We start from the raw sequence: 25,104 nt of genomic DNA, 5'->3' as shown, positions 1-25,104 counted from the left end.
TTTTTAGGAATGTCGTGTTAAAAGAATTTCAGCCAGAGACGCCCGCCAATTTCCCAGTTAGGATCAATCTTAAGATCCATCCAGTAAGATATCTGGTAGAACAGATCTGTAGTAGCCGGAGGCGCCTGTAATCCCATATTTCCCTGGCAAGGCAGTGTGTAGTTGAGCAGGTCCCACCTGGCCACCGCAGACATGTTAAAGTCCTTACCGGTGGCATTGGGGGCCTTATTCCTCAGCACCGTTCCCTTACGCTCATTCAAAGGCCAGTAGCCTATCAACTTGTTGTAATAGGGATGAGAAGCATCGATAACATTGGTACAGGAATATTTGGAGATAATATCTGCCGGCAAGGAATCAGCCCAGATACGCACGTCAGAGATATACATATTCACTTCGCCGTTACCGGGAATATAGCCTAGTGTCAGCGGTGCGGGCGTGCTGATAGATGCGAAAGAGGTAAACTCTGTCTGGTTATTGTACAAACCATCCGTATAGGTACGCATATACTTTTTACCATCTGCTCTTTTGGTGATGGTGACTGTCAGGTGGTGCCAGTTCTTATCAGCGATGGTAGCACCTTTACACTGTATATTTCCTTTACCGGTATTACCCATATTGATCTGCCACAACGTGCCTTCCTGGAAGAAACACCATCCGGTAGCGCCACTGGTAAAGGAAGGGCGTTTTGAAAAGAAAGGCGGATAATAGCGGTTGTTGGCATCCACAGATTTCACCTTCATCTCCAGCGTCCACTGACCACCTGATGCGAAATCGTATGCGGTATTATCATTCAGCACAGCATTGGCAGCGCTTGCATCAGCGCCATGAAAGGCCACCCCGTACTGGATCATCTGTGGCTTATCTACCTGGTATTTAAATAAATCAGGGCAATAATAGAGTGAGAAAGCATTCATTTCCTCATCAGAATCGCCACCATACGACTTGTTCAATCCACCATGGGTAGACTGCACAATTACCAGCCAGTTTTCATTACTATAATCCGGGCGGCTTTTCATGGCCGTCATAAGATCATTGATATATCCGTCTATGGTAGTAATGGCAGTTGCATAACCGGCATTAGAAGCGGTGAATCCGCCGCTGGCACCGGCTTTATTGATGCTGTTAAACTGTACAAACATCAGATCCAGGCTGTCTGACTTTAACCTGCCGGCAGCAGAATCTCTTACAGCAACGTCATTGTCTGCCACATTTACTTTTACGGTAGCATCTGCCAGCAGGGTCTTATTTACCTGCGACCAGGCGGTAACAGAAATCGTTTTCAGCTGACGTTGTCCTGATTTTTTTATCAGGGAGAGAAAAGGCGCGTACCGGGCACCACTGACAGAAGCCGGCGTTAAAGCACTGTCCCTGATTTCATTCTTCCCAACGGCCACACCTGTATAAATAGCTGCCAGCGAAGCACCATCGGTCGTGATGGTATCGGCCTGTGTTTCATAGCTATAGGTGCTATGCTCCATCATCGCCATTAATGCGGGCGGACGCACGGCTTTCAGCTGCTGTCCTGCAAGTCCGTCTACAATTACTACCAGCACTTTACTTTTATCAGAGAACTTCGGTTTCTCTGCATTATCTCCTGGTACCGTATCCACCTTGGTGCAGGAAGTAGCCATACCGGCCAACAGCACACCGCCAAGGATATATTTTATAAATTTCATGTTCCTGTTTTTTGGTTGATAATTGGTGCGATTACCTGATATCATTCAGCCAGATCTTTTCTTTCAACAATGGCAGGTTACTGACTTCTGCTCTTGCTGTTGGAGAAACAAAGATTCCCCAGTAGCGGAAGAATGGATAAAGATCTGTTTGTGCATATTTGCTGGCACTGGTATATAAAAAATCTTTCTTTACCTGGTCGATATAGGTAACACGCTGTTCATGGCGTGCTTCGCGGCAGATATATCCCATCATGCCGTATCCATAGCGCTGGAACAGCTGAACAAATGGCACCAGCCGCTGGAATACATCCGTTATGCCGGCGAAGTTTTTCGTGGTGTTGACAGTATCTGTTTTTGCCCAGTCCAGTGCGGGCTGCACGAAATTCTGTCCGGCATCGTATATGCGTGGGGGTTTCTTTCCGTGCCTGTTGGCCACCTGGAATACAAAGAGGTTATTACTGGTTTCTGTCAGTGCCTCCACGCCGCCCCAGCTCCAGGTGTTGGTCATCTGGTGGTTATGGCCGATTTCATGGCAAGGGCCCCAGCTGGCGCCGGTATTGATCACTGCGGTATCCAGGAAGTCGCTGTGCCAGTCGAGATAAGCCATACACGGATAGCCGCTATGGCCACTACCCAGTGATATCTGAATATCCAGTACAAAGCGGTGCGGGGTTCCCGGCGCCTGATCGATAGGATCCGCGGGGTTATCAGAAAGGCCATACCAGTCGTTATAATCTTTCTCTATTACCTCATCCCAGGTTTTCATCACTGCTTCCGCATTGAAATTATCCAACAAACCTAACAGCACCTTTCTGTACATGGTGATGACCAAACGTTTGCCTCTCAGCTCCACCACCGGCACCTGTGATTTACGCAGGCGGTCTTTCCATTCTGCATCAGCAGATTCTCCCAGCACGAAATCAGGAGATTTGCAGACATTACTCAGCTTCACGGTGATTTTTTTATTGGAAGGACCTGTAGGTATCAGGTATATCGGGCCGCCATAGATATTACGGATATAGTTCACGCCCGGCAGTACCGTTTTAGCAGTAACGATGAGGCCTGCACGAAGTTGCGGTGCTTTGCCCGTAACATTATCCGTATGGGCGCCCACCTGAACCGTCATACCTTCTGTACCCTGCGGGATTTCTATTTTCACCAGCTCGCCGGGGCCGGCATAATAGCCTGTGCTCAGCCAGTAGCCCGGAGGAGAAGAAATGCGAATCTGTGGAGATACTATCTTGAAGTTCAGGTCCAGCGTAACCGCCTGGTCATTGAGTCGGGGCTCTACAACAGATACAAGGCCGGGGAATTTTCTGGCATCGGGGAAACCGCTGCTGTCAATTTTATTAAGACTGGTATCCATCGACCCAATGCCAGTGGTATCAATGGCTTTAGGTTGATCGTAACCATCTTTAAAATTATAACTCTTGGTACATGCTGACAGCATGGTGGTGATAGCAGCTATGCCCAGGAAAGTTTTTAAAGTGAATATGTTCATGCGTTCATTTTTTGGATAAAAAAGATCATCTGCTTACCGGTGGAAAATCACGGAAGTTTGCCGGCCACGATTTGGCATCCAGCGACCAGTCAAGGCTGACAGGTTCATTCATCCAGTTGAAAATAACCATGGGCAGATCTACTGTATTAGGCACATAGCGCTCGAAGTTGGGAATAGCTGGATACAAGTACCCGCTCTGATCTGCAAATTCATCCCACTTATAATTTCCAACCAGGTTAAAATCATGCTTATTGGTAGTTTTATCAAGATATTTACTACCGCTGCCATCGAGGCATGGCCAGTACCCGATGAGATTTGCATAGTAAGGATGCGCTTTGTTTACTTCTGTTCTTTCGCCCCATGTTTTGATAACATCGTTCGGAACGGCTGTACTGAAGATCCTCACATCTACGATATAGGCATCTAAATACCCCCCGCTGAACACTTCCTTAAAAGGACCGATGATCGTATTGGCAGTGCTGGTAATATTGGCTACGTTGGCTACAGCGATGGAGCCCTGGTCTACCTGAACACCATCAATCAGCAGGGCTGTGTTAATAGTATTGGTGCCCACCCTGACAACCCCCGATATGTTATGCCAGTTGCCATCACTAAGTTCAGGACCTTGCGAACCTATTTCTGCTTTATTGGAGCCATCTGCTACAAAGAAGTTAATTCTGTTACCATTGCGGAAGAACGCCCAGCCAGGGTTATTACTGGACCTGGCGGAAATCTTACCCAGGAAAGGAGGGTAAATGTAGGAGTAGTTACCGTTGGCGTTCTTGTTCATTTTCATCTTACACTCAAACGTCATATTTCTTCCCTGCAGGTTGAAAGCCCCGCCATCATTACATTCTGCACGTACATAGGTATTGCTGGGATCACCGTACATGCGTACTGCTTTTCCTTCAAAGGCGACACGCACCTTTTCAGGCCTGGCGATAGGATCGCTGATAAAGCGTGGATTATAGAGGAAAGTAAATGTATTTACATCCGGTACGCTGAAGATAGTACCGTCATCATCTGCTGGCGCTACCGGCCAGCTACCGCCTTTACTGGAAGTAATGATGACCAGCCAGTCTTCCTTTGCATAGGTTTTGCGGGCACGCAGCACGTCCATGATGTCACCGATATTTTTATCGGCAGCAGCGATGGCATCGGTGTATTGCGGCACCGATTCATCGTAGCCGTATTGCGCGCCGGCTTTATCTACTTCGTTAAACTCTGCAAAAACGATATCGGTACTATCTTTCGTCAGCTGATCGAGTAATGCAGCTTTTACTGCTGCATCAGAAGAGAATGTTTTATTAACATCCATACTATTCCCTATCAGCTGCTGACTCAGCGTTGCACTGGCGCAAAAGGCCGCAGTGTTTAATTTCATACCTGCATCTTTGAGACGGGAGGTAAAAATGGGGTATGCCGATAGTTTGGCGGCAGACAAATCATTGCTATTGACGCCGTTTTTAGCGGCCAGTACGCCCGTGAGCATGGCCGTCCAGTTGGCGCCGTTCGTAGCGGATTTTTCGGCGATGCCCGTCCAGGTATAGATGGCGCTGTCGCGCATAGACCACAGCACAGGTGGCTGCATGGCACGCACCGTAGTTCCTCTGGCACCATCAATGACCAGGAAGAGTACTTTCTTTTGTTTGTCTGTAAGGCCGGCATCATTCTTATAATCTTTGCCTGCCAGCATATTGGTTTGCTCCTTGTTGCAGGCGACAGTCATAAGAATGGCAGCAAAGCCCAGCAGCGACATTATTTTTTTCATACTATATGCTGATTATGATGATGTAATTATTTGGCCAGGATAATACGGCAGATATTTCCGATAGGATTACTATCGAAGGACATCAGTACGCCATAAAGTATTACCGCTGTTTCTCCTTCTGCAGAGGTAGTTTCGACAATACCATATACTACACCTCCCAGCGCGCCGGTATTATTATAGGCCGCAGCATAGGAGCCATCTGCATTCAGTATTACTAATCCTACTTTGCGTCTGCTGCCATACTTTTCGAAGGAACCTGACACCAGTATCATTCCGTTCTTCAGCTGGCCGGCATGTAACGGAAAACCATTACCGAATATGTCGGTATTAAATCCAGGTACCGGCGAACCATCTGCATTGAGTAACATCACACCATTGCAGGGCTGACCATTATAGCTGGTAAAACGGCCGGAAAGAAGGTACTTTTGCGTAGTAGGGTTAAAGGTGATGGAGTAGATGTCGCCATCGGTACCTGTACCTGATTTGAAGGTTTTATCTACCTGACCGTTATTATCTAACCGGACGATATTGTTTGCCGGCTGGTTATCAAACTTCGTAAACTTACCTACCAGCACGATTTTCCCATCTGTCTGCATAATACCATCTTTTATTGAGCCGTCGGCACCCGATAAGCCCTGATGCTGCCCCAGATCATAGTGATAGGAAGAGTCCAGGTTACCGTCCACGTCTGTAGACATAATGCTATTAACAAACCGCATATCTGTTACTTTAGCATTCCTCGTGCTGCTCGGGTAATAGGTCTGAAAATAGGCATACAGACTACCAATGGAATATATCCTGTTGTTATAGTAATAAATCCTTGCCCCACCGAATAAGCTACCACCGTTAAATGCAGAAACGGTGTCTTTGGAATTGGCTTCAGTCATATCTTTTCCGCCGCTATCGGGATCGTAGTTGCCCATTTCCGGAATAACGGTTTGTACTACCGTATCGATCTGCCCGACAGAATTGACACGTACCATGTTGGAGATATTCCGTTTATAGCCGTAGGTGCTGAAGTTGCCACTCAGTATAAAACCGCCGCCGGGAAGTTCTGCGGCCGAATACAAAGTACCGAACCTGCCTGCTGCCGAATCCGTTTTCATATCGCTAACGTATTGTCCGTTTTTCTCAATTTTGGCGATACCATTGAGCCAGTTGCCCTGGCCATTGCTATTATAGAGGTGAAAGGAACCCGTGAGCAGGTAGCGGTTATCGCTGGTAGGAGTGATCTGATAGATCGGCCCATCTGTTCCCAGACCGGCTTTAAAGGTATTGTCTATTCTAACCTTACCGCTTACACGAAATAAGGGGGAAGAAAATACCTGTGCCCCAATGGCCACCCATCCTGTACCTGAACTGGCAGCTGCCGGCATTACCACTGTCAATGTGGAATCAGTCACATTTACGATCTGCGCCAGCTCACCATTCTGATAGAAGTGGATTGAATCTTTATGCGCCAGTAAGCCCACGACTTTATACACCACCTGCGCGCCGGCAGGGCCAGTATTCGGCGTGGGCAACACATCACTGAAAGCTATGCCCAGCGGCTTCTTACCGCCGGCATACGGATCAGGATAGTATTTGTCGTTATCCTTTTTACAACCTGCGAAAACGCCGGTCATCAACAGGAAACAAGCTATATGATATCTGAATAATTGCTTCATACTTCTTAGTTGAATGATTACTATTTATGCCCTACGCCATAGAAAATGCAGCGGTTATAAAATTCGAACAGACTAAACCCAAACAGGTGTGTCTTTGTCTGTATAGCATGCACGACGCCATTGGTGGGCTCTATGTTCACGGAGGCAACCGGCGCTATAAAACTCGGCCCCGAGGACAATTCCGGTGAAGGGGCATAGGATATAAACAACTGCCTGTACCCAACGTATTTCGCACTGCCTTCGTCGTGGTACACGACGCCAAGGTGCATGATCACATCATCGTAGGATTTCATATACTCGCCGTGATAGGTGGAAAATAAAGACCAGTCTACCTGTGGTACATCATTCAACATAATTTTACCACGGAAGATGTACCTGCCCAGCATTTCCCGCCATACCTGCGGAGGTACATCAGCAATGGATTTGATGGTATCCAGTCCGGTAGCGTATAACATCAGGTTGGTATAACGGATGGTACTATCGATGGAGGCATCACCCGGCGCGAAGAAGGTGATTTCTTCTTTGGAGAGAATATCTTCCATCTGCGCCATTTCTATCGTTTTCACCAGGTTCTTGAAATAGTCCGGGCGTGCTTTCAGGTACTGCAGTACGGTACCATCAAATTTTCCTTTAGCGAGGCCGCTATCCTGGTAGTAATCTTTTTTGCAGGCGCTGAACAGCAGCAGTACTGCTGCCAAACCTATCAGAAAAGGGAGCGGTTGTTTTTTCATTTTCATCTGTTATAAGGTTTAGAGCCAGTAATCATTGAGTTTCATCAGTGGGTTGTTGGTGAGTGCGCTGGCATCGATAGGCCAGGTCCAGGCACCACGCAGAAATGCAGAAGGGCTGATTGGCGCCGTACAGTATTCACTGTTGATAATACGATGTGTACGTACCAGGTCATAGAAGGCATGTCCCTCTCCCATTAGCTCCCGGGCCCTTTCCCAGAATATGGCATCTTTCAGGTCTTGCCCGCCTGCGCCTACATATGGAATTGTTTCGGCTCTTGCGCGGATGAGGTTCAGTAAGCGGGTGGCCTCGGCTTCATTACCGGCGCCCAGTTCTGCGTTGGCTTCAGCTGCCAGCAGGATAGCATCTGCGAGTCTGAATACGATGAGATTTCCATCGAAAGCGATATTACTGCCTACGTTGGCAGCAAATTTTCTGAACTCCACCAGGTTACCGCCGGTGTACATGGTATTCACATCAAACCAGGCATCTCTTCTTCTGTCTACTATACCCAGGGGGTACATTTTTTCCATGAATTTAGGCACCAGGTTTACATAGGAATAGCCGCCGCCGGAGTGTTCCAGTACATTATCATTCAGATACTGGTACCCGAATCCACGTACTTCTCCATAGTTGACATTCTGTGTAAACTCAAACAGCCCTTCTTCTGATCCGCCTCTGAATAGTCGCTTAAACTCTGAAATGGTCAGCAGTCTGTAAGCACCATTGTTGTTTTCCAGCAGCTCTTTTCCCAGCTGAACGGTGGCGGTATAATATTTGTCTTTATTGGCTTCATCAAAGCCGGCATTCCACATATTCATGTGCATCATCAGGTCGATGGCAGCACCGCGGGAAGGCCTTACGGCTTTCATCTTAGGGTCTGAATAGGCCCATGGGAGATCTCCTTTAATGGCGTCCAGATCAGCGATACAGCTATTCAGTACATCTGTGAATTTTGTTCTGCCGATGATACCCGCGAAATATGGGTCTTTGTAATAGGGTACGTCTCCATATAATCTTACCATAATAAAATACAGGAAACATCTTACCCATACTGCCTCTGCTTTATAACGACGTTTATCCGTATCCGATACTTCACTGCTGGAAACGCCCATTACCCTGTCTTGCAGGATACCTGCAGATTGTATCACTTTGAAATAACCATCCCATTTGCGGATATTATCGAAATGGAAGTAATCATTCCAATAGTTATGTATCTGCAGGGATTTCATGTTATTATAAACAAGAAAATCAAAATAGGTACGGTTCCATATCGCTTGTGCCATCGGTGTCTGGCGATAAACACCACACCTGAATTCGGCTGCCAGGAAGAAGGAGTTATTTAACAAAACATCTGCTATCTCTCCGTACATATTATTTGTAAATCGCTCCACATCTTCCCTGGTTTTCCAGAAGCTGGCGCCAGATTCCTTTGTAGGTGACTCGGTGTCAAGGAATTTCTTGCATCCCGACTGGCTGATGCAAAGCAATGCAGCCATTCCCACCGCAATGATAAAACGCTTCATATATCACTGTTTAATTGCTTGATTCATGATTGTTTAGAACTGTACGTTCAGGCCAATGGTGATTGTTTTACGTACCGGATAACCATCCTTCTGATCCCTTCCCAGTGCGGTTACAGCTTCCGGGTTCGGACCGCTGTAACGGGTAAGGATAACCGGGTTGGATACCGTCACATACGACCTGCAGGAAGTGACGCCCCAACGAATGGTTTTATCACGCGGGATCGTATATGCGAGTGTTATCGACTGGAATTTTACGTAAGAGCCATCTTCTTCAAACAACGTCTGGTCTACCCGATAAGGACGTATATTACCATATCGCGCATAGTCGTAAGGGTTAGGATAAGTTGCTTTGTCTCCCGTTTTTTTCCAGTAATTATAATCACTTAACGGCACCAGCGCCACATTGCTGGCGGTAGGATCGGAATAGCCATCAAACCGGGCCTGTACGGCGTTATTGAGGATGGAACGTATCAGGGTATAGGATCCTGAAATATTCAATGACCATGCACCATAGGAAAGATAAGAGCTGAAACCTCCTGTAATTAATGGCTGGGAGCTACCAGCATAGATAACATCGCGGTTATCGATCACATAGTCACCATTTACATCTGTCCAGATAGGATCTCCCTGGCGAACAACAACATATTGATCTCCCCCATAATTCAGCACTACAAGTGGATTACCGGAAGCCGGATCCACAGGCACATCACCGGTGGTAGCATAGGCGCCACGGGTATTCAGCAATACGTTGGTGAGCGCATTACGGCCAACACGATAGAGGATGTTCTGTTTATTGGTAGAGTCGTAATGCATGGCCTCTCTGGCGCCATTGGGCAGGCGGGTACAATAGTCTTTGTTGATGGCGCCATTCAGACTGAGTGTCCAGTTCCACTTGCTGGTTTTAGGCAGCGGGCGATAGGTGAAGTCCCACTCAAAGCCTACGTCCATCAGGCCCGCATCATTACTGTTCACCTTGGCAAAACCACTGCTGGTAGGCAGTTTGAGCTCCATCAGGTCATTATCTACATACTTGACATAGGCATCCATCATGATGTTGAGCTTACCATTCCAGAAGCCCCAGTCTGTACCAATATTGTACTGTGTGCTAATGGTGGGTTTCAGGTCGTTATTGGGCAGCTGTGAATAGTCGATGCCGCTCATAGGCTTGTCGTTATAACGGCCGCCGTTTCTGTCGTCGTAGATACCGTAGGCATCGAAGATGGTTCCTTTAGGCGTAACATTACGTCCCCAGGTGAAACGCAGCGCAGCATAGTCGAGCCAGGTTTTTTCCTTTAAGAAATTCTCTTTGCTGAAGTTCCATCTGAGACCGATATTCGGGTTATTGGAATACGGTGTTTTACGGCCCAGGTTGGAAGATGCATCCAGCCTGTAACCCAGGTCCAGCAGGTATTTGGTATTGTAGTTATAGCTGGCAGACACGGCAAAGGCAGCGGTACGCTGATCTGATGGTGTTCCGATAACACCTCCCAGCATATACTGGGGAGATGACCCCAGCGGCCCTTTCAGGTCATCACTGGCGGTACCGGTGATACGATATTGAGATGATTGTGCCGTATTACGGCTCAACTCATTAAAGACGTTTACACTCATGTTATGCACCTTATTCCATGTTTTGAAGTAACTCAGTGCAGTACGACTGTAAAGCGCCGTTTTGCGGCCGTTATAGGCCGTTATCTGGTCATAGTTTTTATTGATGGCAGCAGGCAGGAAGTTATCTTCCGTTTCGCCGGTATAGGTATAACTGAAATTGGTAGTAGCATGCAATCCCGGTACCACTTCATAGTCCACGTCCATCATGGTCATGATGTTCGCGGTTTTGTTGAGGTTATCGTTACGGAGTGCTGCTACAGCATTGGCCGATGCAGAATAGAAAGCCGGCGGCGGCAGCAACGACGACTGATTACCTGCCTTTCCTACGTCGGACTGTGTAATACCATTACCACTTCCCTTGCTGTTCTGCCCCATGGCCGTCATAATACCAGCGCCTACTTTTAATCGCTGCGTAGGCCTGTACTGCATGTTCATGTTCAGGTTATAGCGGTTGAAGTTGGTATTTTTCAGAATTCCCTTCTCTCCGTAATAACCAAGGTTCACTTTATAGTTAAACCGGTCATCTCCCCCGGACACTGTTATATTATGGGTTTGATTGTAGGTATACTTATAAAATAATCCCTGCCAGTCGGTGGAATTGTTATAATAAGGGTTCAGTGAATCTGACAGGAAAGGCGTGCTGTTGATCAGCTCCTTCGCATAATTGATAGAATCCGTATAATTGAGTATCTGCTGAATACGTGAATAGCGCTCTGCATTACCACCAATTACCTTACGTAGCGTTGGCGGTATACTAACGAAGAAGTTACCTGTATACGAAACGATCGGTACGCTGGACTTACCGCGCTTGGTAGTAACGAGGATTACACCATAGGCGCCGCGGGAGCCATACAGCGCCGTTGCCTGCGCATCCTTCAATACCTGTACGCTTTCTATATCTTCCTGCGGAATGAGCGACAGCGGGTTAAGGCCCGGACCTGCCTGATTAAAGCCATACTCATAGTTGGAGTTGGGATCTAACGGAATACCATCGATCACGAACAAAGGAGAGGTAGGCGTCAGGAAGGCATTGTCGCCGGAGCCGGAAATACTCATGGTAGAAAGGCCACGGGATTGAATAGTACCCGCATACCCGGGCGCACCGGTATTGTTCTGGATATTCAACCCGGCCACCTTACCCTGCAGCAACTCCATTACGTTAGCCACCGGCGTACTTTGTAATTCCTTACCGCTGATCAGCACCGTGGAACCGGTAACGGTTTCCCTCGACTTCTTCTGATAGCCGATCACCACCTGTTCATTGAGTTTATTCTCTTTAACGGTGAGGTATACACGCATTAATTCGCCGGGTTTGGCTTTGACGATAATGGGATTATAACCCATTGACTGAAAGGTCAGTTCAGCTCCTTCCGGTACAGTGGCGGTGAAGCTGCCATCCGCACCAGTAGTAGCTACACCTTTGGGTGGTTTACCCACCAGGATAGGAACGCCGGGTACTCCCACGTTGGCGCCCTTTTCGTATACAATCCCCCGCACAGTCACCATCTTAGGTTGTGCGCCGGCATGCAATGCCAGCAGCAGTACCATCAGCATGGTGAGAAGATGTTTCATCTTTCCCCCTGTCGTAGCTGGTATAAATTTATACTTATACATTAAGGTTAGATTTTTATCATTGATAATTTTAAACTGTTCACTGTATGACTATTTGCTTCCGAAGTCGGGGTTTCCCCTGTAGAACCAGAAAATAATCTTCCAGGCACCGGGCTCATAGATATTAAAATCACAGCCCAGGTAGGATTCTTCTATGAAGCCGCCGCCGGAAATCCTGTTGAACCCAAACTTTGCGGTAGCATGTTGTCCGCCGCTGGTAACATACCGGGTATCTATAGGTGCCAGCGGAATAGGATATGCCACCTGATAGGTTACGTTTTCAGGTGTAAACACCGGGTCTCCGAAGTGGTGACAAACTAAATCCCATCGGGTGATATTGAATTTTTTCGGATCGATGAGGTTATAGGAAGAATCGCGAAACTCGAAGGAGAGCGTATGTTCCGTGCTCTTGGGATCTTTAAAGAACACCATCTGTACATCAGAATTGAACAGATAGGTATTCTCCCTGGTCGTTTTCATATTGGATACCAGCTGCGGATAAAGGGCACCATATGCATTTCCCGTTACAGGATCAATATTGGTAGGCCAGTAAGGTTGTGCGCGAAGCGGCTGCAGTTCCAGGTTTCGTATCACTTTACTTCCACCGCCATTAGAGACTTCCACATCAAATTTATATCCCGGATCAGGCTGTACACGTATCGCATTCAGGTAGCTAAGGTTTATAGGCGCCCAGAACACCAGCTGCCCGCTATGCTCCCTTACTTCAAAGAGGTGGTGCTGTTCTATTGTACGTTTGGCTTCTATCTCTTCCCTGGTGGTTTCCAGGCCGGTATACTGGTGTTTCCATACCTGCACATCAAAAGTTTTGTTGAACAGGTCGGTAGTATCGCCGGTAACCACTTCTCTTACATTGAGCATTTTGAAGGTAAGCGGCAGTGTGGAGTTATCTGAGTTAAAGATAATATTGCCCTGTTCCGGCATCACGGTAGTTCTACCGATTACCGGCTGGAAATTGGTTTGCGTATATCCGGCTCCGCTACTCAGGAAATCAGCATCTGCCGGCAGTTTCACACATGCACCCAACATTCCTGCGGCCATCATCACCAAAAATATTTTTCTCATTATTCTTTCATTTTTATGGAGATCCAGCAATAGGGTTTCTTACTTATTGAACCGGTTAATGAATTCATCAAATCCAAACTCATGGTCGTTGGCAATTACATACAAGACACCATTACGTAAATAAGTATCCATGGAGATCGTGTTTGCACGTACCCATTTATTGATATAGAAGGAGCCTTTCGTGTCGCTATAGATCACATACTTTGGACCACCGCCCGCCATACCTGATGCTGTTTCGGTATATAGCTGCAAATTGGCGCCACCATTATATTTGAGGGAATTGAGTGTAAGCCCGTCAGGGTAGCCTGTCAGACTATCAGAGGGATATACTCCCTGAACCATATAGCGGCAAAGCAACGTATCCAGGTTAGGCGCATCCAGGGTAGAAAGCCACAGTGGCCCTTTTCCCTGCTTGGCTCTTAGAATATTGAGGTTGCGCACCGCCGTGCTGAAACTCTGGTTGGTGACAGCAAAAATGGTCACCTTGGTATTACTGAGGATACGTTTCAGTCCCACCCTGTCGATCACCAGCATCATAGAATCATATACCCCCTGCTGACTTTGCAGATAGTCGTATACGTTAGCGTCTATCTGTCGGGAGGATTTAGAATAAGAGATATACCCGCCATCTTTCTGGCAGCCTGCGATGAGCAGTACCGCCAGCAGTAGCGCGGATAAGCAGGAAATAATATTTTTACTGTACTGCATACCTATAATTATTTATTCCAGTAAGAGTTTTGAGTAAGCTTAGGATTGGCTGCCAGCACATCATCCGCGACCGGCCAATAAATTCCGCCATTCTGAAGCAAAGGCGTGATAACACTTTTTCCTGGTCGCAGTCTTGCATAACGCACCTGGTCGTACCAGCGCCAGCCCTCGCCCAGCAGCTCGCGGCGGCGTTCACGGAAGATTTCATCCAACAGGTCCACATTGGTAAATAAAGGCGAAGGAATGCCACGGCTTACCATTACCTGACGCAGCCAGGAGGTAGCCTCCGCAGTGTTGTTGGTCACCACTGCCGCCTCCGCACGCAGCAGCGCCAGTTCCTCCATGCGGGTAAACATCATCGTACCATTAAACATTCTGAAGGTTCCCTTATCTGCCTTACCATCCTGTATTACCTTTATCTTGCTGAAGACAGGTGTGTTCGTATTGTAATTCACGAAGTAATTCTCTGTAGCCGGGTAACCGGTGGTAATATCCAGACTGAAACGTTCATCTTTATCCCAGGTAAACATTTTGATGATGGTATCCTTCGGTACAAACAGATCCGGCATCAGCTTGCTGGTAATAGGTTTCGCCAGCGTATAGTCTTCAAGGTGACCCGCCGTAATACCTTCGCCGTTATTATAGTCAAAAGAGAAATTCAGCATCTGGCTGGGGCCCATGCGGTAAAAGAAACCACTATCACTTTTGCATAATTCTTCTGTACTATTGGTAAAGGTGATATTCGCAGACTGATAGTTATCGAAGATGAATTGTGTATACGACATCACATCCGCGTAATGCTGCTGCCATGCTGCAATATGCGCCAGCACAGCATAAGCACTCACCTTATTGATAAGACTGCCTTTCCAGAAGTCATAACCCAGGTTGAAATAGGCGCCAGGCATCACCGGATCGGCGATACCATAAACAAAAGGCAATCCTTTTGCTGCAGCTATCAGCTCCTTTTCAGCAAATGCCAGCACTTCTTTTTCAGGAGTACGCGGTAATTGCGGAAAGTTGCCATCGAAAGAGGAAACAACCAATGGTACATCTCCCCATATCCTTACCATATAAAAATAGAGGAACGCACGAAGGGCACGTGCCTGCGCCACATCGACATTATTATTTGTCTGGGAATAGTAAGGATCTTTCTTTGCTATTTCACCTGAACGCTCTATAAACAGGTTAGCGGCATTAATGGCGGCATAAAACCTGCGCCAGCTTTTCAATCCCTGCAACATAGGCAGCGAAACATTCAGGTCATTGTTCACGATTGCTTTCAGATCGGTTCGTGAAACGGCGGAAAAGTCACCCATCCTGAACTCGCCATACATCCAGAAAGCAGCGTTATCCGTCAGGGCCGCTCTGGTAAGCCCATACACGCCTACCAACGCACTACGCGCATCCTCCACGCTCTTCCAGTAATCTCTTTCTGATACCAGCCTGGAAGATTTTACATCCAGCATCTTACTGCAGGAAAACGCCGTGGTGATGCATATCAACACGAGTACTGCAAATCTTACTGAATAAAATATTTTCTTCATACTAATAAAATATCGGTTGATTATAAATCCAGTTTCAGTCCAACGGTATACGTCTTAGGCATCGGAATCGCATACCCGTTATCATAGCCGTTATAGAATACCAGCTCCGGATCTCCGCCGGTATATCCGGTGAAAGTCAGGATATTATTGGCCGTAGCATAGAAGTAGCAGCGGGTAAGCGTTGGGATTAAATTCTTCAGGAATTTGGTATTGCCCAAATCATAACCCACGCTAACGGTTCTCAGCTTTATATAGGTTGCCTTCTCGAGAAACAGGTCCTGATCAGCACGGAAAGGAATCGTTGCACTCCATGGATTATATAGCGGGTAAGATTTCATGTTGGTAGATTTTTGCCAGTAGGCGATATCCTTTACTGAAGCGATATCCGACTGTCCGTCGTGATTGGCAAAATCCAGTCTGGTAGACATTTTCTCGTTTAATACCGATTGTCCGCTTGCGAAATAAAAAGTAAAGGAAAGATCCAGGTTACCATATTTCAGGGTATTGCTGAAATTGCCGATATACACCGGCATACTGTGACCTGTCAATACTTTATCTTTATCATCGATGGTAAAGTCGCCATTATTATCTTTCCATTTAGCGTCTCCTGCCTGAAAAGCAGTTCCTTTAAACGTAAGCGGGGCACCATTTTTAGCATTAACAGGTACTTCAGCAGTAGTATTATAAATACCTTCGTTCTGGTATAACCAGAACATATCTACGGCTTTGCCTATTTCAAAATGACGGTCGCCGATGGTTAAAGACTTAACGCCACCGGGCAGTGCTTTCAGTTCGTTTTTATTGTAGGATGCACTGATTGCGGGTGTCCAGGAGAATTTCTTTGTTTTGATAATATCAACAGCCAGACTACCTTCTACTCCACTGTTATTCACTGCCATTCCACTCTGATAGATACCGGCATAACCACTTTCTGCCACTGCAGGCAGCATCGTGATCATGTTACGGTCTGTTTTGGAGTAGTAGTCTGCACTCACGCGTACACGGTTGTTCAGTATAGCCAGATCAGCACCAATAGTAGTGATATCGGTATAGGCCCAGTTGAGGTTCTCTCCTACCCATCCATAATTGTAAGGCCTTGAAATACCTGCTACGCCCGCATAGGAAGCGATATTATTATTTCCCCAGCCCATATCCGCTTTATATTGCGGACCGGCGGCATAGCGTTCATCACCGGGAAGGCGCCCTATACGGCCCAGACTCGCATGCAGCGTGAAATCATCCAGCCCGGATACAGCAGGCAGCAAATGCTTTTTTACATTATACTCAATACCCGCCGCTGGTGTAAACAGCCATCTGTGTGCCGGAGATATCAGCGAAGAGCCATCACTACGCAACGTCAGCGATACCTGCAAAAAGTTGCTGTAGTTATATTTTACATTTCCATGGAAAGAAAGCAATCTTTGTTTTTCTACGTCCAGGTAGCGGAAGCTCAGCTGGTTGGCGAAATACAAAGGCGATAAATAATTGGCTTTATCGGGATTAGGTTCCACCAGGTTTACCTTAATACGGTCGCTGATACCGTTGTAGGTACGCTGGTAGTTATATTTATAGAGATCTGCCTGCAGCATTTGTCCTGCTTCAAAGGCCAAAGTATGCATCGGAGAAGGTTTCCAGGAGTAATCGATGGTATTCTGGAAGCCGAGCCGCTGGTTATTGCCATAGTAGTTGGAAGCATAGTTTGCGCCATCCATCAGCGTAGAAGGATAAAACACATCTCTGCTGCTTTCATTGTAGTCGAAGAGCACACGGCTGGTATAACGTATATCCTTTGCCGTGAACATCAGCGAAAAAGCACCCTGCAGATAGTTGACAAAATTGCGGTCAAAACCTTTCTCCAGCTGCTTCTGATAAGCGCTGTAAGCCTCTTTGGTTGGCGACATCGGGCTGGTGATATCCGGCACATAGTTCGTTTCCAGGAAACGGTCTGTCAGCGAGGAATTGCGTTGTCTGTCGATACGATTGGCATTGATAAATGCACTTCCCATCAGCCATGGTTTTGGCGACATATTCACCAGGAAGGTGGCATTATATTTATCAACGCGGGTATTATCCGCGATACCATTCGCAGTAGTTTTATCGCCAAAGAAACGGAAGTTGGCCCTTTCGGAACCGCCACTGATACTAGCATTCACGCTATGAGAAGTGGTATTCCTGAAATAGGCATCTGTCCAGTTGGCATTACCGTAATACTGATTATTGGAGCTATCGCGGAGATAGGCCGGAAATGCCAGCGAGTCCGCCGCGTTGGCGTACTTCAGATAATAAGGCCTGCGTGCGCGTGTTTCATACTGGCCATTGGTCGTAAAGATAGGATCATAAAGATTTACACCTACATAGCTGTTGATACTGATCTTACGCTTGCCGAAGGTGGCATTTTTAGTGATGATATTAATGACACCATTTGCGCCGCGAGGACCGAAAAGACTGATAGCAGCGGCATCTTTATATACCTCTATTGCGGCTACGTTATCCATATTCAGCGCCGATAACATATTGATCGCCGGACCCAGTCTGTTCTTATCATTGGCCTGTACATCAAACACAATACTATTATCCTGTATCATAGGGATACCATTGATATAGACGGCCGGCTGTACCTGGTATACATCTGTTTTGGACAACAATGGCATGGAAAGGCCGCGGTTATACATAAATTGCTCCGTGCCCGGCTCTCCGGAAGGCTCCTGTACGTATAGCCCCTTTACGTTACCCTTCAGCATTTGCTGTATGCTGGTATAGGGATACAACGCTACATGCTTAACGTCTACCGTATCGTTATTCTTAAAGGCTGCGGGGAAATGCCGGCGGCTAAAAATGCGCACCACATCGTCTGGGGCAATAAGGGAGGTATCCTTACCAACTGTACTATCCCCTTTAACGGGAGGCACCGTATCACGCAGTAGCACAGGAAACATGCATTCCTTAGCCATAGCGCCTTTAGGGACTGCGCACAATACAACATTGAGCGTACAGCAGGTCACCAGCAGCGACTGCACCCAGCGCCGATTTTGCTTAGACAACCGCGTGGATAAATGATTTCTCATTGTTCAATAATGTTTAAAGTGATTCGTTCAGGCATGGGAATTCCGTTCAGGTATTTTGCAATACCTGTGCACAAGCGGAACCCCGCCGTAATTCAGCTATATGTTGTTAATGTTCTTTGGAAAAAATAACAGGCAGGTATCCGCGGGCACAACGCGGCACAAGACTATTGATAGAATAGTAGCATTCATTCATTGTTCATTATTTTTAGTTACCAGCAAACATAGTTTTCCCATCAGCAGAAAGAGGCGCTGCTGCAATCTTCAAAAACTCGGGGGAACGTTACTACGTGTTCATACAGGGTCTGTTCAACTTACATTGAACATAATAGGCACTTCTCAACTTTGCACAGTAATTAACGCTGGCCCTCTCACTGACGGGCGTGTTGGTGTAATCAGAGATGTTCTACATGATCGTTGATTACGGCTACGACTTAAATTTTGGTTCTTAGTTATCGATTCGGGTTGATATTACATTGCTCACTTTACTTCGTTACCAGATCACAAAATAATAAGCGTACTATATACCTTATAGTCTTCTGCTAAAAATTGAATATTCTATGACAATAGACCTCAATCTCAATGCATCAAGCCTGCACCAAATAGACATAACCATGACATGCCAACGAAAATAAACTTATCTATCTGCACCAGATATGCCTGACAACGCGATACTTAATGGGGATAAATTTCTATTTTCTTCCATGGTGTCCTTACATTTGTAAAAAATATTTTTAGATGAAGCAGATCGTGTTGGCCAGCACTTCCACCCTGTTTGGTGAAGAATACCTGGCTTATCTCAGACCGGTATTAGAAAAGTTGTTCGCGGGTGTAAAAGAAATTGTATTCATCCCTTACGCACGTCCGGGAGGAATTAGTCATGATGACTATACCAGCAAGGCGGCAGGTGCTTTTAAAGAACTGGGCATCGCTGTACGTGGATTACACACCTTCGACAACCCCGCAGCAGCGCTGGACCAGGCACAGGGCATATTCACCGGTGGCGGCAATACCTTCGTACTGGTAAAAGCCCTGCACGACAATGGCCTCATGCAACATTTAAAACAAGTAGCAGAAAAAGGTACCCCATACCTGGGTTGCAGCGCCGGCACCAATATCGGTGGACAAACCATGCAAACTACCAACGACATGCCTATCGTATATCCGTCCAGTTTCCAGACAACAGGGCTGGTGCCTTTCAACATCAACCCACACTACCTCGATCCGATCGAAGGAAGTCATCATATGGGAGAAACCCGCGAAACACGTATCAGGGAATTCCATTCTCAGAATACTACACCGGTAGTAGGATTGAGAGAAGGCAGCTGGCTGCAGGTAAACGGAGAAGAAATTACATTGGGCGGAAAGCTGACAGCCCGCATCTTTGAGCAGGGGAAAGCAGCTTACGAAGTAGAAAGCGGCAGCACCTTACAACATCTTAAATAAATAAAAATGCCCCGTAAACATGCATCTGGCATAGCTTACGGGGCATCACTATTTTTTAAGCCTTTATTTCAAAGCATCACTCCAGTAGAAAAAAAACAAAGCGCTGGCCAGCAACACCAATATCAGAAAGCCTTGCCAGCTGCCAAACATATAGCCCAGCATTCTCCTGAAAAGCGTTACCGGAAAGAATATCACTGCCCATGGTCCTGTTAAGGGTTTTATCCCTCCGATTCCTTCCATTGCATGTTTGATAGCATCTTCTGCCTGCAGTTCTTCCTGGTTATCCGGCCACAGCATAAACTTTGCCCTGTAGTTCAATCCGGGAATACCCCGCGTCAGCAGGCCTCCATCCGGTGTACGCACCATACGGGTAATCACCTGGTTTTCGTGCAGGATGTCGAGCCCCTTATCATTTTCCTGGTAATAGATCTCCGTTTCCATATTGCTGTTGTTGCGGCTGAAACGGTGTTCTATCCAGTGCCGTACATAGGTTTCCTGATGGTCCATATCTGCAGAAACAAGTGAACCATCTGTATAAAAGCGGATGATAAATAAATTGGCAGGGGTCTGATGATAATATATTCCTTCCATAGTCCGGATAATAACTAAAAAAATACCCTCCTGTGTTTGCAGGAGGGTTGTAATGTATGAAGATTAATATTACCGGGCAATATCAATCTTTACTTTCTTATTCTTGATCTTTTCATTTTTGATCATCTCCAGTATCTGGCCTGCTTTAGACCGCACTACGGCTACAAAGGAGAAGAAGTCTTTTACTTCGATCAGGCCGATATCTTCTTTCTTCAGCTTGGCTTTGTTACCCAGGAAACCTACGATATCGATTTTATTTACTTTATCTTTTTTACCTGCGGCGATGAAGAGCGTTACCCATTTTGGTTTTTCAGGCAGTACTGCTTTTTCAGGCAGTTCGATGGTTTCAACTTCATCGGTGATATAAGGCATCAGCTTTTCTTCCGGAGATAATATCAGGATGGCGGTACCGCTGGCATCCATACGGGCTGTACGGCCGTTACGATGCGTAAAGCTGTCTTCCGTATGAGGCAGGTGATAATGGACGATGTACCTGATATGCGGAATATCGAGGCCTCTTGCTGCCAGGTCGGTGGTCACCAGTACGTTGGTGGTACCGTTCCTGAACTTGCAGAGGGCGCTATCGCGCTCCTGTTGCTCCATGGCACCATGATAGAATGTATTCAGGATACCTTTTTCTGAGAGATAGGCACTGGTACGTTCTACGGCTTCTCTGTGGTTACAGAAAACGATGGTGGAGCGGTTACCCAGGTGGCATATCAGCCTGAACAGGGTTTCCAGTTTATCATTTTCGGGAGATAATACCTGTTTGATCGCCAGTCTTTCAGGCGTTCCACCTTCTTCAGGCAGGAAATTCAGCTTAGCCGGGTCTTTCAGTGCGATAAACTCCGGAATCTCTACTGCTTCGGTTGCAGAAGTAAGCTGGTGGCGGTTTATATTAGGCAGGGATGAAACGATAAAAGATACTTCTTCCTGGAAGCCCAGCTCCAGCGTTTTATCGAATTCGTCCAATACCAGGGTTTCTATGGTGTTTACCGTGATATTTTCCCTGCGGATATGGTCGCCAAGGCGGCCTGGCGTACCTACTATCACAGCAGGTGCTTCTATCAGGTTATTTTCTTCTGTTTCACGCAGATGCCCACCATAACAGGCGGTGATTTTATAGCCGGTACCCATCTGGCGGAATACCTTTTCTATCTGTAATGCCAGCTCACGGCTAGGCACCACAATCAAAGCCTGGGTGCTCTTTTTTCCCGGCTCCAGCCGCTCCAGTACAGGAAGCAGAAAAGCCAGTGTTTTGCCACTACCGGTGGCCGACAGGAGAATAACATCGTTATGTGTCCTGTTTGCCTCCAGGGAGGCCTGCTGCATTTCATTCAGCGCGTCTATCTTCAGATTGGCAAGAATTGCCGGAATTTCCTTTTGCATTTGCGGCAAAGGTAAGGTATTTATTCCGGGTAGCGCTGCCAGGATGCAGCGGCGGGTATTTTGCCCGCTACCAGCAGGTATTTCGCCGCCGCAGGCAGTAAGAAAAAAGGCTTATTCACGGCCCGCCTCCGGCAAGCCGTGAATAAGCCCGAAGATAACATATCAGGGCCTGGAGATGATAAGCTTTACTTTCTTCTGGGTAAAATTATCGTCTTTAGGATCTTCCTCCCAACGATAAACAACGCTATCCTCCACAAACACCCTTGCATTCATAGCAGAATCGCTTAACCAGTCGCAACTGGATGGTATCAGAATTCCCTCTCCAAACTCTTTCCATTCATTCCTGGCATTGTTATAATAAGTGTTACTCATCATCGTACAGCCATGCAGCGCCTCATTAAATACAGTAATATCATCCTTCCCATCTCCATTTAAATCCCCTTCATTCGTGATATAAATCTGATTGTGAAACTCAGGCATTTTCGCCAGCCCCGGAGAGGTAAATCCCAGGGTATATAAATTTTCACCGTCTTCCTCATTGGCCACAGCAGGTGTTGATAAAAACACATAGGCAGAATCAAGAACATCCGGAGAAAAATAATGCCCGGGCAGGAAAAAAGTATCCCGTTTCTCTTCAACACGCGCTTCAGCAACTGGTTTAGCTGTATCAACAGGGACGGTCGCAGCCGTATCTCCTGCTGCACTATTTTTATTACCGGCATCATGACAACTACAGGTTGCCAGCAAAAGGCCCATAGGTATAAGTTTCTTCATATACCTGCTAATATATCCATTCCCGTTATACCATCCAACCTTTTAACTATTTCTTCAAACCATTCACCCATTGCGTGATCAACGCCACGCCTTCCTTATGAATCACGGTCCTGGCCAGTTCGGGCATAGCTGTTCCAGGCTCTGTACTATTCATACGATATACCAGTATGCTATGTTTTGCATCTCCGGGAATAACATCATAGTTCAGTCCACCTGCGCCACCGCCGGCAGATACCGGCTCTTTCATCACACCAGGTGTTGCTGCGGTATGCTCATAATCCAGGAACAATCCGGTATTGTAGGCATCGCCGCCACGGATATGGCAATGCGCGCAATTCACATCCAGGTAGGCACGCGCCCGCTCACTAACGCTGAAGGATACACTATCTGTCCATACCGGCAAACGGGCTATACTATCTGCCGAAGGCAAACCCTTTAAAATACCCGCTGATGCAAACTGCGCCAGCTGATTCATATCTGCTCCCTTACGCGTAAAATTCAGGTTGCGTACTTTAGGGCCAATAGGTGTTAAAATGCTGTTGTTGATATGACAACGTTTGCAATCATTGGTATTAGGCACCTGATAGGTTGTCGTATGCTCGTTGCCGTTATCATCCAGGAAGGTGACTGGCACCCGCTTTCCGGAAATCCACTGTTCCGCATCCGTTTGCGCTTCATTCCACAAATAGTTCATCACCCGCCACGAATGATCCGCAGGATCCTTAAATAAAATCCTCGTTTCTATCAGCTTCAGCTGATGATCGGGTTGCAGAAATGCAAAGTTTTTAATGATAAAGGTAGAATCGGGAAACTCCGGCAAACCCGCGCCGTTATAGCGTATAACACTGTCTTTAGGCAAGGCAATGAAGCGCGATTTATGCGTGTAGTCCGTAAATAATGGAGTAGCCAGGTCGTACCCGGTTACTCCATTACGTGGTTGTAGCTGCTTTAATGCGCCTTCAAAGAAATGATAGCCGGACAAATGACTTTGCCACTCAAACGCTTTATTGACAGGCTGCTTAGCGGTTTGTCCGCAGCAATAAAGCAAAACCAGACAAACACCTGCCACTACCAATTTTCTCATAAGCAAAAAATTCTTTTCCATTCGAACAATCATCTCTATTTACAAATAAATGGCGCCACGTCTGTATTCGGCTTCCATCCTGGTTTTCCAATATGTGCTGCATCAGCGTTTACAAATAAATTCTGCTCCTTTTGCTGGATACAGATAGAATCCGGGTTGATACCGGTTTTGCCTGTCAGCATATTGGTAGTAATACCATCCCAGATGATATAAGGCAGCCTCGCTCCCTTCCTGGACGCATCCTGCGCATTCAGCTGCTGGCTGATACCCACCAGGATCCTGCCCACATGATGACCGTACATCGCAGGCGGGAACGTATCGGCTACCTGCATTTCATTATCATGGATATGTATGTTTTTAGGTATAGGGAAATAGTGATCGTTCATTTTTTCGCCCGCTTTTTCATCTATAAAAAATCCGGAAACAACAGAAATTACTGCCGCATTATTATTGATAATCCTGTTATGGTGCAGGTTAATATCTGATGCCGCCAATATCACCACTCCACTGCCGGGTGCAGCATTACCAACTCCCCATGTAGAGCCAAAACTCCCGGCCTTGGCGAAATTGCGCTCGTTATTATCGTGGAAATAATTATTGTAAGCCTCTACAAAACCTCCTCTCTTACTCAAATCAGGTAAATCGAAAATTAAAAATCCTGCGGTATTTCCCCAGAACTCATTATCGTATACCTGTGCATGTGAGGTATTCTCAATCTCGCAGCCAGCCACATTTTTAAAGGCTTTGCATTTACGAACGATTGCACTATCCGTCTGCCCTACATAAATACCGGCATCTGAAGCGCCCTGCGCATAACAGTTTTCTACCAGCACACGTTTGCACATCACCGGATAGATCGCATACCCGCCACTGGTACTGTCAGATACCTGCCAGATAGCATGCAGGTTCGTAATGACCACATCTGTACACTTATTCAGTTTTATCAGGTCTCCTTTCGAATCACGCAAGGTCATGCCATCAATAACAAATCCATTTACATCTGTTACACGCATCCCTTCTCCACCCTGCGTCTGCGCGGAAAAATCCAGAATGGTTTTATCATGCCCCGCACCCTGCACACGTATATGCTTCAACTGGGCCAGACTAAGATTATCAAATTTATAAATGCCCGAATCCAGCTGTAACAGGCTGCTGTCTTTCATCGACAGCATGGCTTCAATTATTTTCGCTTCTTCACCAGGCTTAAAATTCAAATGGTGCACATAGCCGTCTTTATTTTCCGGCGTTTGCATACAGGCATTCATGACCAACATAAATGCGAGTAAAAAAATGTGATTACGTTTATGCATATATTATATTTTTTTAGGTAG

General features: G+C 46.6%; 17 protein-coding genes. 1 reads left to right on the top strand and 16 read right to left on the bottom strand.

Annotated elements, in window-relative coordinates; genetic code table 11:
* Positions 1 to 17: 17 nt before the first annotated feature.
* From F3J22_RS11935 to F3J22_RS11885, 11 genes are read right to left on the bottom strand one after another with little or no spacing between them, the layout of a single operon-like run.
* On the bottom strand, positions 18 to 1,676 hold the full coding sequence (locus tag F3J22_RS11935) for a LamG-like jellyroll fold domain-containing protein (RefSeq protein ID WP_167017388.1): 1,659 nt from the start codon (positions 1,674 to 1,676) through the stop codon (positions 18 to 20).
* A gap of 31 nt (positions 1,677 to 1,707) precedes the next feature.
* Positions 1,708 to 3,177 (bottom strand): M60 family metallopeptidase, encoded by a 1,470-nt coding sequence (locus F3J22_RS11930; RefSeq protein ID WP_167017386.1) that lies wholly within the window; start codon positions 3,175 to 3,177, stop codon positions 1,708 to 1,710.
* Between the two features lie 25 nt (positions 3,178 to 3,202).
* Positions 3,203 to 4,948 (bottom strand): alkaline phosphatase family protein, encoded by a 1,746-nt coding sequence (locus F3J22_RS11925; RefSeq protein WP_167017384.1) that lies wholly within the window; start codon positions 4,946 to 4,948, stop codon positions 3,203 to 3,205.
* 26 nt (positions 4,949 to 4,974) lie between these two features.
* On the bottom strand, positions 4,975 to 6,615 hold the full coding sequence (locus tag F3J22_RS11920; protein ID WP_167017382.1) for a DUF5008 domain-containing protein: 1,641 nt from the start codon (positions 6,613 to 6,615) through the stop codon (positions 4,975 to 4,977).
* A gap of 20 nt (positions 6,616 to 6,635) precedes the next feature.
* On the bottom strand, positions 6,636 to 7,346 hold the full coding sequence (locus F3J22_RS11915; RefSeq protein WP_167017380.1) for a hypothetical protein: 711 nt from the start codon (positions 7,344 to 7,346) through the stop codon (positions 6,636 to 6,638).
* A gap of 18 nt (positions 7,347 to 7,364) precedes the next feature.
* Positions 7,365 to 8,870: a RagB/SusD family nutrient uptake outer membrane protein gene (locus F3J22_RS11910; RefSeq protein ID WP_167017378.1), complete on the bottom strand. Its 1,506-nt coding sequence runs from the start codon at positions 8,868 to 8,870 to the stop codon at positions 7,365 to 7,367.
* A gap of 33 nt (positions 8,871 to 8,903) precedes the next feature.
* The gene (locus tag F3J22_RS11905) at positions 8,904 to 12,095 is read right to left on the bottom strand and encodes a SusC/RagA family TonB-linked outer membrane protein (protein ID WP_205195188.1); all 3,192 of its coding nucleotides are present in this window, start codon (positions 12,093 to 12,095) and stop codon (positions 8,904 to 8,906) included.
* Between the two features lie 48 nt (positions 12,096 to 12,143).
* Entirely contained in the window at positions 12,144 to 13,175 is a 1,032-nt protein-coding gene (locus F3J22_RS11900) for a DUF5007 domain-containing protein (protein ID WP_167017376.1), read from the bottom strand.
* Positions 13,176 to 13,214: 39 nt separating this feature from the next.
* The gene (locus tag F3J22_RS11895; protein WP_167017374.1) at positions 13,215 to 13,883 is read right to left on the bottom strand and encodes a fasciclin domain-containing protein; all 669 of its coding nucleotides are present in this window, start codon (positions 13,881 to 13,883) and stop codon (positions 13,215 to 13,217) included.
* 8 nt (positions 13,884 to 13,891) lie between these two features.
* Complete coding sequence (locus F3J22_RS11890) at positions 13,892 to 15,427, bottom strand: RagB/SusD family nutrient uptake outer membrane protein (protein WP_167017372.1); 1,536 nt, start codon at positions 15,425 to 15,427, stop codon at positions 13,892 to 13,894.
* 20 nt (positions 15,428 to 15,447) lie between these two features.
* Complete coding sequence (locus tag F3J22_RS11885) at positions 15,448 to 18,492, bottom strand: SusC/RagA family TonB-linked outer membrane protein (RefSeq protein ID WP_167017370.1); 3,045 nt, start codon at positions 18,490 to 18,492, stop codon at positions 15,448 to 15,450.
* Between the two features lie 735 nt (positions 18,493 to 19,227).
* Here F3J22_RS11885 and pepE point away from each other — a divergent pair.
* Positions 19,228 to 19,935 (top strand): dipeptidase PepE, encoded by a 708-nt coding sequence (gene pepE / locus F3J22_RS11880; RefSeq protein ID WP_167017368.1) that lies wholly within the window; start codon positions 19,228 to 19,230, stop codon positions 19,933 to 19,935.
* Positions 19,936 to 19,998: 63 nt separating this feature from the next.
* Here the strand turns inward: pepE and F3J22_RS11875 are convergent, their stop codons facing one another.
* From F3J22_RS11875 to F3J22_RS11855, 5 genes are all read right to left on the bottom strand, one after another.
* The gene (locus tag F3J22_RS11875; protein WP_167017366.1) at positions 19,999 to 20,526 is read right to left on the bottom strand and encodes a hypothetical protein; all 528 of its coding nucleotides are present in this window, start codon (positions 20,524 to 20,526) and stop codon (positions 19,999 to 20,001) included.
* Positions 20,527 to 20,595: 69 nt separating this feature from the next.
* A complete protein-coding gene (locus F3J22_RS11870) occupies positions 20,596 to 21,915 on the bottom strand; it encodes a DEAD/DEAH box helicase (protein WP_167017364.1) in 1,320 nt (439 codons plus the stop codon).
* A gap of 162 nt (positions 21,916 to 22,077) precedes the next feature.
* Complete coding sequence (locus F3J22_RS11865; RefSeq protein WP_167017362.1) at positions 22,078 to 22,689, bottom strand: hypothetical protein; 612 nt, start codon at positions 22,687 to 22,689, stop codon at positions 22,078 to 22,080.
* A gap of 46 nt (positions 22,690 to 22,735) precedes the next feature.
* On the bottom strand, positions 22,736 to 23,773 hold the full coding sequence (locus tag F3J22_RS11860) for an SO2930 family diheme c-type cytochrome (RefSeq protein WP_167017360.1): 1,038 nt from the start codon (positions 23,771 to 23,773) through the stop codon (positions 22,736 to 22,738).
* 35 nt (positions 23,774 to 23,808) lie between these two features.
* Positions 23,809 to 25,083, bottom strand: coding sequence for a parallel beta-helix domain-containing protein (locus F3J22_RS11855; protein WP_167017358.1), 1,275 nt, complete (start codon positions 25,081 to 25,083; stop codon positions 23,809 to 23,811).
* Between the last annotated feature and the right edge of the window lie 21 nt (positions 25,084 to 25,104).

The organism is Chitinophaga sp. Cy-1792, from assembly GCF_011752935.1.
Taxonomy (GTDB): domain Bacteria; phylum Bacteroidota; class Bacteroidia; order Chitinophagales; family Chitinophagaceae; genus Chitinophaga.
Note: the sequence above shows the minus strand (reverse complement) of the source record. Positions and strands in the feature narration are given on the sequence as shown.